Source organism: Parasutterella secunda (genome assembly GCF_016901835.1).
Taxonomy (GTDB): domain Bacteria; phylum Pseudomonadota; class Gammaproteobacteria; order Burkholderiales; family Burkholderiaceae_F; genus Aphodousia; species Aphodousia faecavium.
Window position 1 is genome coordinate 1 of sequence record NZ_JACJKX010000024.1, and the last position, 14540, is coordinate 14540.

Genomic DNA, 14540 nt, shown 5'->3' on the forward strand with positions numbered 1-14540 from the left:
CAAGCGACAGCAACCGGCGGTACGACTCATGAGCGACCGCTGGTCTTTGTCAGGTTGGAGTTCAAATCGAAAGCTACAAGTAATTTGCATAATTTGGTATGTTATCAAACCAAACTTCACTTTTAGATGCATTCAGTTTCTTATATCCCCGCCATTAATGACGAGGTCTTACGAAACCTTTGATAAAAAGTATTGAACAGGACACCATCTATTGTGTTATAGTGAACTGACCTGAAGAGATTAAGTATGGAGACGACCATGAGTGAACAAATTCAATTGAAAGACAGTGAACGCCAACCCTGCGAAGTGTGGACCCGTGTGATGGGTTACCACCGTCCGGTGTCCTCTTTCAATACCGGAAAAAAGGGTGAGTTCTATGAACGCAAGTGCTTTGTTGAAAGCAAGTGCCACTTGGAAGACAAAGACGCTAAAAAGTAACTTTTTCTCTGAAAGTCATAAAACAAGGCACCGGTTGTGATTTCAATCGATGCCTTGTCTGTTTGATGCGCTCAAATGACACAATGATGTGCCTTGAGTGAGCAATTCAATTAAATACCGTTGACCTTTTGAGCGTAGCGGGTGAATACTTCAAAGCCGATCGGCATGGATTGTGTATCCTGCAGATCAAAGTCAGCACGGTGATGACCGTGATGGTTGCAGCCCCAGCGGAACATACCGCCCACACCTCCGCGTTGAACGACGTGACGCAGCATCATGGTGAAGTCTTCGCTGCCTGCGGGAGAGCAAAGGTCAACCACCTTCGTGACTTCAGGAAGGCTTTGGGCGATTTCTTTGAGGTCATTTAACACATCAGGACACTCGATGATTGTCGTGGCTTCACCGACTTTCTCGATACGACCTTCCACTTCGTAGGCTTCGGCGTTACCTTTGACAATGTGTTCAATCTTTTCGCAGAGGTATTCATTGATTTCAGCCGTTTCACCACGAACTTCGGTTTGCATGTAAGCATTGACCGGGGTGACGTTGCGGCCTTCACCGGCCACCAGGCGGCCGACGGCCACACGTGAAGCTCCGTCGCCGTGACGAGGAATACCCACAATCATCATAGCGGTGGCACTGGCAGCCAAAAGGGCGCTGTGGCCTTTATGGGGGTTGTTACCGGCGTGAGACGGTGTGCCCTTGTAGTAGATATCAAACTTAGTGCTGGCCAACACTCCCTTGTGAACCAATCCTACTTCGCTGAGTTTGACTTTGCCGCCGCAGTGAGAGCCGATGATGATGTCTACGTCATCCAAAATGCCGGAGCCGACGATAGCAACGGCACCGCGTACGCCTTCTTCTGCGGGCTGGAACACGAGCTTAAAGGTACCTTTCAATTGGTCCTTGTTTTCCATGATCCAGCGGGCAACGGCAAGGCCTAAAGCTGTGTGAGCATCGTGACCGCAGGCATGCATAAGACCGTGATGAGTGGAGCGGAATCCCAAACGATTGGGAGCATGATCAGGATCGTCTGTTTCCTCTACCGGATTGCAGTCCATATCAAAGCGGAAAGCGGTGACAGGACCCGGACGACCCGTATTCAATACAGCAACACAGCCCGTGTAGCCTTCAATTTTTTCAATAAATTCATGAGGGACACCGCTGTCTTCTGCCCGTTCAATAGCGGCTTGAACGGTTTTTTCATGGCGACCTAAGACACACTTGGGATTAATGACTTGTGTGCCCAGACGGATGTCTGTGTAGCCGAGTTGCTGAAGGCGTTGGGCAACAATGTACGTGGTTTGAAATTCTGTCCAACCTTCTTCCGGAATGGTATGCAAATGACGACGAGTCGCGATCATTTCGTCAAAGATTTGTTTGTCCATTTTCTATCCTTTTTGTATCTTTAAACAAAAACACCACCCGAGATTGATTTTTCTATCGGGTGGTGTGTTTTTTCATAAATTATCCATCAATTAGATATGGATCATAGCGCTGAAGTAAACCGCAATACCGGTCAGGAACATGACAGGAATTGAACGGCGGACGACAACGAACGGATCCAAACCGCTTAAACCGGAGACAGCGATGGTAACGCCTGCCACGGGGCTTGACGAACGCATGATGCCGCTGATCAATTGCAGAGGCGAAATCATGAAGGCGGCGTTGGCGCCGACCGTCAAGGCAGCATCCGGAATCATCGGAGCGAAACTGAAGAACGAAGCGTTACCGGAACCCGTAACGAATGAAGCCAAGGCAACGATCACGACCATTGCCGTGTAGAGGGCAACGGCGCCAGCGTCCATGCTGGAGACCGATTGAATGATCGTATCGATACCGCCGGACTTCGTGAGGCCCTGTGCGAACACTTCGGCGCACACGATCAGGAACACGGTGGAGGTAAAGACTTTACCCATGCCTTGAGCAAATGCCTTCAAAGAAGCCAAGCATTCTTTAAGGCTGCGGGTGCGGATGCCGTGGATCACCAAAGCAAAGAGCGTGGAGCAAAGCAACGCGGTCACCACTTCCATACGAATGCCCTTGTACATCAACGGAGAGAAGACAAAGAGCATGATCACGGGGATCAACGGGAAGAAAGCATAGAAAGCGGGAGCGTCGGGTTGCTTGTTTTCGGCTTGAGTAGCCGTTGCCAGGAAGTCTTCCTTGGTGATCTTGCCGCTTGCGAGGTCACGCTTATCGAACCACTGTTGAATGAAGTAGTGCGAAATGAAAAGCACGATCAAAGCAGGCCAGGCGATAACCCATTGCACATTCAGGAAGAAGTCCATCACGTGCATGTTGGTTAATTCAGAACCCAAGAGGTTATTGGCACCAGACGGGCCCAAGCAAACGCAGCCGCTCATAACGATACTGGCAGCAGCCGATTGACGGGAGACGCCGCCGGCCAAAAGAATCGGATACATCGAAACCATGAGCAACAGAGCCAAGCCCGCAGCAGAGGGAATGAAGATGTTCAACACAATACTGATCATCGTGCCCAACACCATGATGATGTAGGGTGAACGCATGTACGACAGAGGCTTCACACTTAAACGAACCAAGGCGCCCGCGGCACCGATACGGTCCATGTAAGAGGCAAAGCCGCCGATGATCATGATGTTCATGCCAAGGCCGGCAGCGCGGCTCTGTAAGAGGTTCGTGACGATCTGAATCACGTCCAAGCCCTCTAAATGAGTGGCTTTTTTACCCGTGAGAATCGGATCAGGCGAAATAAGGGCCACCACAGCAAGAGTGATGAGACCCACAAAAAGCAGGGCACCCGGAGCATAGTATTTTTTAACGATGAGGTATGCCGCTGCAATGACAGAAACAAGAACGATGATAATACCAGTCATTCTTAACTCCAAGAACTAAAGCAGGGAAAATTGAGAGAACGCTATGAAAACACGTTCAAACATAATAAATCTTGACTCAAAATTTCTTCACCTGAAATGATTAATTACCCTAACTTTTAAGCATTTATGCTTATCTTGGGTGAATGTCTGATTTTTTCTCCTCTTGTATTTAAAAAAAAAGCCAAAAAAAAAAAACGGCCGGCATTTTGACAGTTGCCGGCCAGGGTACAGGTTACTTTTTAGTTGTTTGCCTTTGAGATGGAGTCCATGTATTCGCAATAGGTTTGCCGAGTCAACACGGGCTTGAAGTTATCGCAAATGCGTTGAGCCTCAGAGGCATCATCGGCAAGCAAATCAATAATAGTCATCGCCAGTACTTTTGCGGTCTTTTTAAAGGCAGCATCCTTATTGTCCAAGGTGAAGTTGGCGCTGTGCAAAATTCCCTTGGCGCAGCCCACCCAGGGGTGGACAACAGGCATTAAGTGCGAGACATCGCCCATGTCGGTCGAGCCTGCATTGTGAGCGCCTTCTTCGACATTTTCCGCTCCGAAAATAGTTTGAGCATTGGCTCGAAGTACATCACGGAAGTTTTGATCGGGCTTAAGCGGCAGATAACCCGGCAAATCTTTGATTTCACATTGAGCACCGATTGCATCAGCGCCGGCTTTGAGCGCTCGGTTAATGGCGCTGTTGTAGCGGGTAAGCGCATCCAGACGGGCAGCACGGACATAGCTTTCCATTTTCACAAAGTCCGGAATGACGTTAACCAAGTCGCCGCCTGCGTTAATAATCGGGTGGAATCGTACACAGTCCTCGTCTCGGAACGTTTCGCGAATGGCGTTGACGCCCATCACCCCCATCATGGCGGCGTTTAATGCATTGATACCCTTGTCCGGAGCGCCGGCGGCATGGGCTGCGCGGCCCCGGTATTCGATGAGCTTACCGATAAAACCGTTACACGTTCCGCCCACTTCGAATAATCCGTTTGGGTTGTCCGTGGGATGAACGTGCATCTGAAGTGCCATGTCGACATCGTCAAAGCCGCCTTCGGCAATGATTTCGGCCTTACCGCCCAGGTAACGAAGCTTGCCTTGTTCCCTGAGTTGATTGCGGTAATCGATTTCGACGTATTCTTCGGCAGGAACGGCAAAAAAGACCACATCACCGTCAAGGTACTTCATGATGTCTGCATCTTTAAAGGCCATGGCAACAGCCAACAAGTTGGCAATCTGCACATTGTGCCCGCAGCAGTGCGCTGCTCCCGTGACCGGGTCACTGTTAGGATGGTCGCGGCAAACAATGGCATCGAGTTCGCCCAAAAGTGCGACCGTTTTTTGAGATTTACGTCCTTTGACGCGAGCTTTAACACCGGTAATGCCCCAACCGTCGGTGTAGCTCAGGCCAAGTTTTTCAAACGCAGCTTTCACTTTGGCTGAGGTTTTCTGCTCTTTAAAGCCCAGTTCAGGTTCAGCGAAAATGTCCTCTGAGAGCCTGTTGATATCATCAAAACGCGATTCAATAGCCTGACAGACCGCTTCTTTTAATTGTGCTTTATTCATTTTTAAATCCTTTGTATACAGTTAAAACAAACAGTTAGAAAATGCCTTCCCAGTGCAGCATCAGTTCAGCCAATGCCGTGGCACAGATGAAGCTCCCTGCTGCAACAGCCAGCGCAACCGGAACGATGCGCCAGGACAATTGTTTGAAAGCTGCCAAGTCTTTCCCTAAACATAAACCACCGTAGGCCAGAATGGGAGTGGTAATCGAAAGAAAGCCCACATTTTTGGTTTGTGCCAAAATCCAGTCGCTCAATGGGAATTGAGGCATCGAGGCGACAACGGCAATAATCGAAACCCAAAAAACCATGGGTAAGCGTTTAAAGCCGGGCAGCCAACTGATCACGACGCCGATAACTGTGATCGCTACTAAAACGAGTGCGCCGATAGAACCCGCCGCCAACTCTCCGTTACTGCCTACGCAATGGGCAATAACCGAATAAATGGCCGTGACAACCAGAATAAAGAGGATGTCTTTCATCTTTTCAATGTAACCCAACATGATATTTTTCCTTCTAAATTCGTTTTGACAGTTTTCTTAAAGGTTCGGATGCAACTGAGCAATGTTGTCCTCAATCGATTCAGGCGCTCTTTTATCGCCGGTGAAGAATTCATAAATTTTGACCGTGACAGGTAACGAGACAAAAAGCGCAAAATAAATACCCAGAATCGAAGTCATCAGATTGGCAGCAGCTGCATAGGCTTGAATGAGTTGAGCTTCATGGGGATAAGAGGCAACGATGGAACCCACGCCTGCGGCCATCATGCTTGCCGAACCGATGCCGGCACCCATGGCCAGTGCGTGCGGATGAAAGATATCAAGCTGAGCAATAACGCCAGCTAAAAGCGAAATCCATAAAGCACCGAATACCGTTCCGCAAATGTACATACCCATTACGCCTCGGCCTTCGGCACTGTCAAGCCCATATTTTTCACCGATAATGGCTACATTGGCTTCCCGGTCAATCGAGTAGCAGGCGCCGATCGCTTCGCGGCGCATCTTGAGTAATAGCGCAACCGGCAGACCGAAAATGAGCGTGCCGAAAAAGTGACCGAATTCCTGCATGATGAGGGCCAGACCGGAATTGAGCAAAATTTCAAGATTAGGCCCGATATCAAGGCCGATTTTGGCAATTAAAAGTAGCATCGCAATGGGCATGAATTTAGCAGCACGATCCATTTGTGATTTATTGAGAATACGTAGACGAGGCAAACTGATGATGCCGCCGATGACCAGAGCAAAAAGCAGCGGCAGCATGACGACCAGTCCGAATTTTTGCGTTCCGATTGCCTCGGCAATCACCACGACGATAAGGGCCAGGATATGTAATTTAAAGTTAGCGATCTTTTGCATGACGTTTCCTTTTTCTTTTATGCAAAGGCCCTTAACCGATAGAAAAAGTCTTTGCGTTTTAGTTTTTCAAAACCGCATTACCTGAAAAATCCTTTTCGAATAATGGATAAGTCGCTTATGAGGCCAGTTGATACAAAGAGCCGCAAAAAGCGCAAAGTTTTGAAAAATTCAAATTGTCAGAAGTTGGAATTTGTGATTTTTGACTCGGTGGAGTGGGCTATCACGAAGCCTTAATCAGACGGGCAATTAAAGTGATGAGCCCGTTGATGTGGAGGAGGTAGAAGAAGATGTGGAGGAGGTCACGTTGCGTACGAAGCGACGCAAAGGTTTATAACAATGACGTATAGCGTGATATCGGTCTATGCGAACCAGCATGATGACTCTCCTAAAACAGCGTTCAAAAAGGAAAATTCAGTTTTTTCTTTTAGAACTTTTAATCACTGTAGCAGAGTCATGAGAAGTTGATGAGTTTATTTTGTGATTGCCTAGTTCGTTTAACTTAGACAAAAAAGAGCCTCCTGTTTGGCAGAAGGCTCAGAAATTAAATCGAGTAGCTTTTAACCGGGGAACTTTTCAGCCAAACGGTCAAATTCTTCACTCCATTCTTTCTTCCATTTTTCCTTAGTTGCTTCGTCGATCCAAGCGCCGTCAATGCCGTTGATCATGAAGTTTTTGAGATCAGCAACGGTGAAATTAAGGAAGTTATACATGAGCATCCAGGTCTGAGTGGCGTTGACATGGTGCATCGTCGGGTCATCGGTGTTCGGATGCACGCGCAGGCCCATCGGAACCATCTTGCGGATGGGTTGCTTTAAGGCCCATTCTTCATCACTGAAGGTGCGCAGGTAGTAGGAATTGGTAGGTACGACCGTGATAATAAGGCCTGCCTTTTTCACCTCTTCAACAAGCTCCGGATTGTCGATAATGGTATAGCAGTGATCGAGGCGATCGGCTTTAAGAAGTTTCATCGCCGTTTCAATATTGCGCCAGTGGCAGCCGAATTCTCCGGCGTGGATCGTGACTTTAAAACCGGCTTCTTTAGCCATGAAGAAAGCTTTCCAGAAATTTTCAGGTTCATGGTCATTTTCGCGATAGTCAATGCCGATACCGATCGTTTCAGGAGCACGGTGAGCAATCATTTGACGGGCCAATTCCACCGCTGCTTCCGGAGAATCTTCACGGTCGATAGAAGGAATTAAACGGCCGATAACGCCGAAATCGCGTTCGCCTTCATGAATGCCTTCGATGATGGCTGCCTGTGCTTCGGCATAACTGTAATGGCGGGCAAGTCCCGTGTAGTTCCAGAAAAATTCCGTGTAGCGGATACCATGCTTTTTGCAGTCGGCAAGGTACTCATAAGTGATGCGCTTGAGCATGGACGGTTTAATCAAAATATGCTCTTCGAGTGCGCGGAAAATACGAAGCACACCGACAGGTTTGTCGCCTCGGGTGAAGAAGGCGTCGATTTCTTCTTGCGTAACCGGAGCTCCGGACTCTTTTACGAGGTCCTCAAAGGTCGATTTTTGTGTTGTACCCAACAAGTGGCAATGCAATTCTGTTTTGGGGATGGCTCTGAAAAACTCCATATGTTCGGCGGTCATCGGCCGGGCAAACGGTGAATCAGGAACAAAAGCCGGATTATCTTTACGCATGAATCATTCTCCGAAAAATAGCAAAAGAGGCGACGGTTTTTCTCCATCGCCTCCTGCATTATAAAGGTCTTAGACTAGATAACGACGCAACCGGCAGCACCGGTTTCGCGCTCGACGATTTCGCCTAAACGGAAAACCTTTTCACCTTCGGCTTCAAAAGCAGCCATGGCGCGATCAGCGTCGGCCGCATCCACAATGACCACCATGCCGATGCCGTTATTGAATACACGGTGCATTTCATGGGAGTCAATGTTACCGGCCTGTTGCAACCAATCAAAGACGGCAGGACGGGTCCAGCTGTCAGCGTGAATCACAGCCTGAGTGTTTTCAGGCAACACACGGGGCACATTTTCGATCAAACCACCGCCTGTGATGTGCGCCATGCCTTTGATCGTGACAGTCTTCATGACGTTTAAGACCTGCTTGACATAGATGCGGGTCGGTTCCATCACGCAATCGGCCAATGTGCGGCCGTCAAGGGGCATGTCCCAGGGGGTGTTCGTCACTTCAACCACTTTGCGGATTAAAGAAAAGCCGTTGGAGTGCGGGCCGCTGGAGGCCAATCCCAAAATGACATCGCCCGCTTTGATGCTCTTGCCGTCTATGGCTTGATCCTTTTCTACGATACCGACGGCAAAACCGGCCAGGTCGTATTCACCTTCAGGGTACATGCCGGGCATTTCTGCGGTTTCTCCGCCGATTAAGGCACAGCCTGCCAATTCACAGCCTTTGGCAACGCCTGCTACCACGCGTTCGGCAACGTCCACATCCAATTTGCCGCAGGCATAGTAGTCAAGGAAGAAAAGGCTCTTGGCGCCTTGCACGAGGATATCATTGACACTCATGCCGACCAGATCCTGGCCCACCGTGTCATGACGGCCGAGCGTGAAGGCGAGTTTTAACTTGGTGCCCACGCCATCGGTGCCGGTAACCAAGACCGGGTTTTTGTATTCTTTGGAAATTTCAAACATTGCGCCGAAACCGCCGACACTGGCCAAGACACCGGGGATCATCGTGCGCTTGGCAAGCGGCTTGATTCGTTCAACGAGTTCATCACCGGCGTCAATATCGACACCGGCGGCAGCGTAAGAAAGTTGAGTCATGTTTTTTGCCCAAAAAAGGTGAAGGTGGCGGTACACTTGCGTATCCGCGTCAATTTATTCATTTTAGCAAGGGTTAAAAACCTTTACGTCAAGATACTTATGTTGTTTGAACAGTTGCCGTTAGATATCGCCATGGAGCCCGCTGCCACGCTCGACAATTTTGTCGTCGGAGCAAACGGTGCCGCCTTGACGTGTCTGAGACAAATGTCTGAAACAGCACAGCCTCAGCTCGTTTATCTCTGGGGAGAGTCAGGGGTAGGCAAAACTCATCTGGCCATTGCCATGGGGTTAAAAGAAAGCGATGTGCCGAATTTTTCATCGGATCGCTTGCGCTATGCAGTCGATGATATCGACACGCTCAGCGAAGAAGGACTGGATAAACTTTTTGCCCTGATTAATGAAGTACGGGTGCATCCCGGTGCTACGCTTGTGATGACGGGAAAGAAGTCGCCTGCGGAGAAATTCGTTCGCCCCGATGTTTGTACCCGTCTGACTTGGGGGGCAGTTTTTCATATACAAGCACTGCAAGGCGAGATGTGGCAAGCGCTCGCTGCTCAAGCCAAAGAGCGTGGGCTGGAAGTGACGCCTGAGGCTGAAAACTGGATGAAAAATTATCTTCCCCGCAATATCAAGATACTGTCTCATCTTTTAAGTGAAATGGACCGCGAGCTTTTAGCGAAGAAAAAGGCAACGGTAACGGTACCTGCTTTGAAAGCGTGGCTCGCCAAACACGGAGAAAATATTTGAAGCTCGCAATTTTTGACATGGACGGGACCCTTATGCCCATTGATGTGGGCGTGGTTTGGGTTGATTTTTTGGCCCAAAAAAGCGGTGCAGACTTGTCGGCTGAACTCGCTTTATCAAAACGGTATCTCGAAGACTACCGTTGCGGACGTTTTCAGGTTGAGCCCTTCATGCGTTTTCACATGCAGCTTCTGGCTCGATTTTCCCGTCAGAATATTGAACGTCTGAGACAACGTTTCGTTGAGGAAGAAGTTTTGCCCAATGTGACTGCAGCAGCGAAAAGTCTGGTTGAGGCCATGCGTGAGGATGGTTACACACCGGTGATGGCCACGGGGACTCAGGCTTTTATTTCATCGCCAGTGGCGAAAGTGTTTGGAATAGAGCACCTATTGGCAACAAGACCGGTTGAAGATGCCCGAGGAGAGTTTACGGGGGAATTTACCGGAGGCTTTTGTTACGGTGTGCACAAGATTGATCGACTCAAAGAGTTTTGCTTGAGTTTGGGAATGCCTCTTGAGCAATTGTCTGAAAGCGTTACCTATACAGACTCCATTACCGACTTGCCCTTGCTACAATTCGTCGAATCATTTCATGGTCATGTGGTCGCGACCAATCCGGATCCCCAACTAAAAGAACAAGCGCAAAAAAGCGGTTGGACTGTTTTGACGCTCTTTAATAGAGCATAAGTCCTTTGATTTCGGCAGCGGTCGACCTTCAAGGAAGGATGATGTTTAAGAGCATTATTGCCTATACAAAAGAACTTTTTTCAAATTCCAAAAAAAACGTAACCCCTGAACGTTACGTAAAAACTCCTCGCATTATCGGTCGTGACGAACACGGAATCGATAAGCGTTTAGTCAGCCTTGAGGCTATCCGTACGGTGAGAAACCTGCAGCGTGCGGGTTATGAAGCGTATGTGGTGGGCGGCGCTGTCCGCGACCTTCTACTGGGGGTGACGCCCAAAGACTTTGATGTCGTGACGGACGCGACGCCCGAGCAAGTCAAACGCTGTCAGAAGCGTGCCATCATTATCGGTAAGCGCTTTCGTCTTGTTCACGTGATGTTCGGTCGTGAAAAAATCGAATGTTCAACCTTCCGCGCATTAGAAGGGGCGGGCGTCAGAAAGGATAAGTTCGGTCGGGTGATTTCCGACAACGTCTTCGGCGAAATGTGGGAAGACGCTGCCAGACGCGACTTTACTATCAATGCGCTTTACTACAATCCCACGACAGATGAACTCATTGATTACCACAACGGCATGCAGGATATTCTGGACGGTGTGGTGAGAATGATCGGGGATCCGGAAGAGCGCTATCGCGAGGATCCTGTTCGGATGCTGCGTGCGGTTCGAATCGCTTCCAAGCTGCAATTTAAAATTGATGAGGCTACCTTTGAACCCATTGCCCGGTTGGCTCCGCTTTTGGGTAATGTTCCCGAAGCCCGATTGTTTGATGAAGCGGTGAAGCTTTTGACCTGTGGACGGGCTATCGCCTGCATGGAGCAGCTCAGACAATTGGGGCTTTATCGCAACGTGATTCCGCTTTTGGAGGTGGCACTTAAAGAGTCAAAAGGCGAGCGCTTCCTGATGCTTGCTATGAAGCGCACCGATGAGCGTATCGCCATCGGTAAAAAGGTTTCTCCGTCTTTTTTGTTTGCCACATTGCTTTGGCCTTTAACGTATCGTCATTTTGAAGAACGGATTGCCCGAGGTGAAAGCCAGATTCAGGCGATGATTGAGGCGGGGCGTTATGTGCTTGATAAACAGTGCGAGCGTCTGGCAATTCAAAAGCGTTTTGTAGAAGACATCCTGACGATTTGGGTGTTGCAGATCAAGCTTTTGCGTCGTGGCACAAAAGCGGCGATGGGCTACATGAACATCCCGAAATTCCGGGCCGGGTACGATTTCATGCTTCTGAGAAGTCAGCTGGAATTTATCGATCCGGAAATCGTGAACTGGTGGACGAAATTCCAGGAGGTGGATGAAGAAACACGTCTGGAAATGATCCGGCAGCAAGCCGCACTTAATGCTCAGGCAAGAAAACCCAAAAAGGGTGAGCCTCGCAAACCGTCTAAAGCACAGATTAAAAAGCAGTTGCTGCTCGAAGCCGACAGTTGGCAGTTGGTACGCGATTTGAGCGGGACGGCCGGAAGTGATCCGAGTATTGATTTGATTGATGACGAACCGGAAGATATGCCGGTTAGTGAAGAAAAACCGAAACCTAAACGTCGTCGCCGTGCGCCGATTCGCCGCAAAAGAATCAAAATCGAGGACTGATCAATGGAAAGCATAGCGTTTATCGCATTGGGCGCAAATTTGGGCGAAGCCAAAAAGGCTTTGAGTGACGCAATTCAGCGAATCGATTCGCAAGAGGGAATCTGCGTTCTGAATCGCTCTTCTTTTTACAAAACGGAACCGATTGATTCCAGTGGCCCCGACTATGTAAATGCTGTCATCAAGGTTCAGACGAAATTGAGCCCTGAAGAGCTTTTGCAGACATTGTTGACGATCGAAAAAGAATTCGGGCGGGAAAGACCCGTCGGTATTCATAACGCTCCTCGTACAATGGATCTGGATTTACTGCTTTACGGGAACCAAACCAGCCATACGGACTTTTTAACGCTTCCTCACCCCAGAATGCATGAGCGGGCTTTTGTTTTAGTTCCGCTTTGTGAAATAGATGCAGAAGTTCATATTCCGGGTAAAGGTCTTGCCAAGGAATTTTTATCTGCAGTGAAGGATCAAAAAATCGAAAAAATAGGTTAAAATAGCCGCTCTTTCCGATGAGTTAACGGCTTTTGAAAGAAAATTGGAAAAAGTCGAAAATTTCTTCTTTTTTCATTTGACAAGAGTAAGAAGTTCGGTATAATTCCAATCCTCGCTTGCGAAAGCGCGCGGTTAGCTCAGCGGTAGAGCACTGCCTTCACACGGCAGGGGTCACAGGTTCGAACCCTGTATCGCGCACCAGTAAGATGCGATGACAATTTAGAATGCCCGGGTGGCGGAATGGTAGACGCAGTGGATTCAAAATCCACCGGTGATGAGCCGTGAGAGTTCGAGTCTCTCCCCGGGCACCAAAGATAGAGCACGTTTGATCGTGCTTTTTTTGTATCTTGACTGTCCACTATCTTCCTAAAGCAAAATTGTGCAGATTTTTCCTGAACGCAAATCTGCACAATTTGGAAAGACTCATAGTGGAAAGTGCCGTTAAAATCCTTCAAAAATCTCTTCGCTCACTCCAGCATCCAAACACGTCTTTTTAATGACTTGCCATTCACCGTCAGCGATTTCCACTCCCAAGCGGCTACGCTCTTCAGTACGAATTCTTTCAGGTTCCCCCGGCATTAAGATCGGATGATTGATAGGATCGGCCATCGGAGCGGATTTGACATAATCGACCATGGCGTCCATTTCCTTTCGCATGAACTCAATATCGCACAACGCCGCCGGATCAATAACAAACGCAGTCATGTTGTTGACAATGGAACCGTTTCTTTCATGTTCTGGTTGAATCGTTTGACCACCGCTTAAAATTCCAGCCATTAATTCGCAGGCAAAGCACAGACCGGAACCTTTGTGTTTTGCAAATGCCAACAAAGCACCAGGATGTTCTTGCCACATGACATTCGGGTCGTTCGTTAAACGCCCCTGCGGATCAACAATTACCGGTTCATCAAATGTTTTTCCGGCAAGCATTGCGACTCGGGTTTTGCCAAGAGCAACAATGGAAGTTGCGAAATCAAGTACAAATGCACCGTATTTGTCAGTTCCAGGCATCGCCACACAGAAAGGATTGGTACCAAAACGAGCTTCGGAACCACAGTATGGTGCCACAAGCGGATGAAATTGGTTAACGTTCACAAAGTGCACACTCACCATACCGGCCTCGGCAGCCTGTTCTCCATATGTACCGATACGCCCCAAATGGCAACAATTGGCGATTGTATATAGGCAAATTCCGGTCTGCTTTGCCCGTTCAATGGCCATTTTCGTAGCTTCGAAACCGGCTCGTTGACCATAGCCCAAATGTCCCTGAAACTGCAAAATAGCACCACGGTCTTTAACCAGTTCCGGCGGGGTGTTCGGATGGATTTGTCCTTTTTTCAAGTATTGGGTGTACATGCCGATCATGCCGATTCCATGACTGTCGTGTCCACGAAGATTGGCTTTAACCATATGATCAGCAACGAGGTTAGCCTCATAGGCATCGCTGCCGTTAGCCACCAAGAACGCATAAGCAACTTCGTAGAGCAATTCCTTCGAATAACGCATAATGACTCCTTCAAATCTTCATTTCATTGTAGGATTTTTTCAAAATACTCAAAATAGGCGACTGTGCTTAGAACTTTTATAAAAAACTCCGCACCATAGATTGTCTTTTATGGTGCGGAGTTCTGAGTTTGTTTTTCAGTTGAAAGGACTATTTCAAATACGTTTTGAAGAAAGACTCAATCTTATCGAAAGGAATCTTTTTGTCGTAAAGATCCGTGTGGTTGGCTCCCGGAATAATCAGCAGTTCTTTGTTATCTCCCTTAAGCGCTTTGTAGGTATCTTCGCTGAAATAGCTGGAGTATGCCTTTTCACAGAATAATCACGGAGGAAGCCCTCTGTTTCAACAGAGGGAGGAATCCGTGCAACGACGTCAGTCGTTGAGTAGAATGAGCATTCATGCCCGGCCCAACATTTATTATTGAGCTTCCCATTCGAGTCAGTGACTCTGAGTCTCAGACGATACTCAGAAAGCTTGAATTCGCCCGTCAACTTCATAATGCCACTCTTGGTAGCGCCTTAGGTCAACTGCAACAGCTTCGTCAGGACAGTGATTGGAAAAAGGCCT

Annotated in this window: 14 protein-coding genes and 2 tRNA genes; 7 read left to right on the top strand and 9 right to left on the bottom strand. The window is 48.4% G+C overall.

Going from position 1 to position 14540, the window contains the following annotated elements; genetic code table 11:
- On the bottom strand, positions 1-132 hold a 132-nt coding region (locus H5985_RS09665; protein ID WP_205050965.1), incomplete at its 3' end, for a helix-turn-helix domain-containing protein.
- A gap of 126 nt (positions 133-258) precedes the next feature.
- Between H5985_RS09665 and nrdD the strand changes: the two genes are divergently transcribed.
- Complete coding sequence (gene nrdD / locus H5985_RS08855) at positions 259-438, top strand: anaerobic ribonucleoside-triphosphate reductase (protein ID WP_239481753.1); 180 nt, start codon at positions 259-261, stop codon at positions 436-438.
- A gap of 110 nt (positions 439-548) precedes the next feature.
- Here nrdD and H5985_RS08860 read toward each other — a convergent pair whose 3' ends face one another.
- The 7 genes from H5985_RS08860 to purM form a co-directional block, all read right to left on the bottom strand.
- Positions 549-1826 carry an amidohydrolase gene (locus H5985_RS08860; RefSeq protein WP_205050953.1) on the bottom strand — a complete coding sequence of 426 codons (1278 nt, stop codon included), beginning with the start codon at positions 1824-1826 and terminating at the stop codon, positions 549-551.
- Between the two features lie 90 nt (positions 1827-1916).
- Positions 1917-3296, bottom strand: a complete 1380-nt coding sequence (gene dcuC / locus H5985_RS08865) for a C4-dicarboxylate transporter DcuC (protein ID WP_205050954.1) — start codon at positions 3294-3296, stop codon at positions 1917-1919.
- Between the two features lie 239 nt (positions 3297-3535).
- Entirely contained in the window at positions 3536-4855 is a 1320-nt protein-coding gene (locus H5985_RS08870; protein ID WP_205050955.1) for an amidohydrolase, read from the bottom strand.
- A 34-nt stretch (positions 4856-4889) separates the two neighbouring features.
- Positions 4890-5354 (bottom strand): hypothetical protein, encoded by a 465-nt coding sequence (locus tag H5985_RS08875; RefSeq protein ID WP_205050956.1) that lies wholly within the window; start codon positions 5352-5354, stop codon positions 4890-4892.
- A 36-nt stretch (positions 5355-5390) separates the two neighbouring features.
- A complete protein-coding gene (locus H5985_RS08880) occupies positions 5391-6206 on the bottom strand; it encodes a DUF3100 domain-containing protein (protein WP_205050957.1) in 816 nt (271 codons plus the stop codon).
- A 557-nt stretch (positions 6207-6763) separates the two neighbouring features.
- Positions 6764-7858, bottom strand: coding sequence for an adenosine deaminase family protein (locus H5985_RS08885; protein WP_205050958.1), 1095 nt, complete (start codon positions 7856-7858; stop codon positions 6764-6766).
- A gap of 74 nt (positions 7859-7932) precedes the next feature.
- On the bottom strand, positions 7933-8961 hold the full coding sequence (gene purM, locus H5985_RS08890; RefSeq protein WP_205050959.1) for a phosphoribosylformylglycinamidine cyclo-ligase: 1029 nt from the start codon (positions 8959-8961) through the stop codon (positions 7933-7935).
- A gap of 99 nt (positions 8962-9060) precedes the next feature.
- Between purM and H5985_RS08895 the strand changes: the two genes are divergently transcribed.
- The 6 genes from H5985_RS08895 to H5985_RS08920 all read left to right on the top strand — a co-directional run bounded on the left by H5985_RS08895 (position 9061) and on the right by H5985_RS08920 (position 12780).
- Positions 9061-9708, top strand: a complete 648-nt coding sequence (locus tag H5985_RS08895; protein WP_205050960.1) for an HdaA/DnaA family protein — start codon at positions 9061-9063, stop codon at positions 9706-9708.
- Positions 9705-10391 carry an HAD family hydrolase gene (locus H5985_RS08900; RefSeq protein WP_205050961.1) on the top strand — a complete coding sequence of 229 codons (687 nt, stop codon included), beginning with the start codon at positions 9705-9707 and terminating at the stop codon, positions 10389-10391. The genes H5985_RS08895 and H5985_RS08900 overlap by 4 nt, the downstream gene beginning before the upstream one ends.
- A 41-nt stretch (positions 10392-10432) precedes the next feature.
- A complete protein-coding gene (gene pcnB, locus H5985_RS08905; RefSeq protein ID WP_205050962.1) occupies positions 10433-11980 on the top strand; it encodes a polynucleotide adenylyltransferase PcnB in 1548 nt (515 codons plus the stop codon).
- Between the two features lie 3 nt (positions 11981-11983).
- Complete coding sequence (folK, locus tag H5985_RS08910) at positions 11984-12469, top strand: 2-amino-4-hydroxy-6-hydroxymethyldihydropteridine diphosphokinase (protein ID WP_205050963.1); 486 nt, start codon at positions 11984-11986, stop codon at positions 12467-12469.
- A gap of 126 nt (positions 12470-12595) precedes the next feature.
- Positions 12596-12670, top strand: a tRNA-Val gene (locus H5985_RS08915).
- Between the two features lie 25 nt (positions 12671-12695).
- Positions 12696-12780 (top strand) — tRNA-Leu (locus H5985_RS08920).
- Positions 12781-12910: 130 nt separating this feature from the next.
- Here H5985_RS08920 and H5985_RS08925 read toward each other — a convergent pair.
- Positions 12911-13975, bottom strand: a complete 1065-nt coding sequence (locus H5985_RS08925; protein WP_205050964.1) for a malate/lactate/ureidoglycolate dehydrogenase — start codon at positions 13973-13975, stop codon at positions 12911-12913.
- Between the last annotated feature and the right edge of the window lie 565 nt (positions 13976-14540).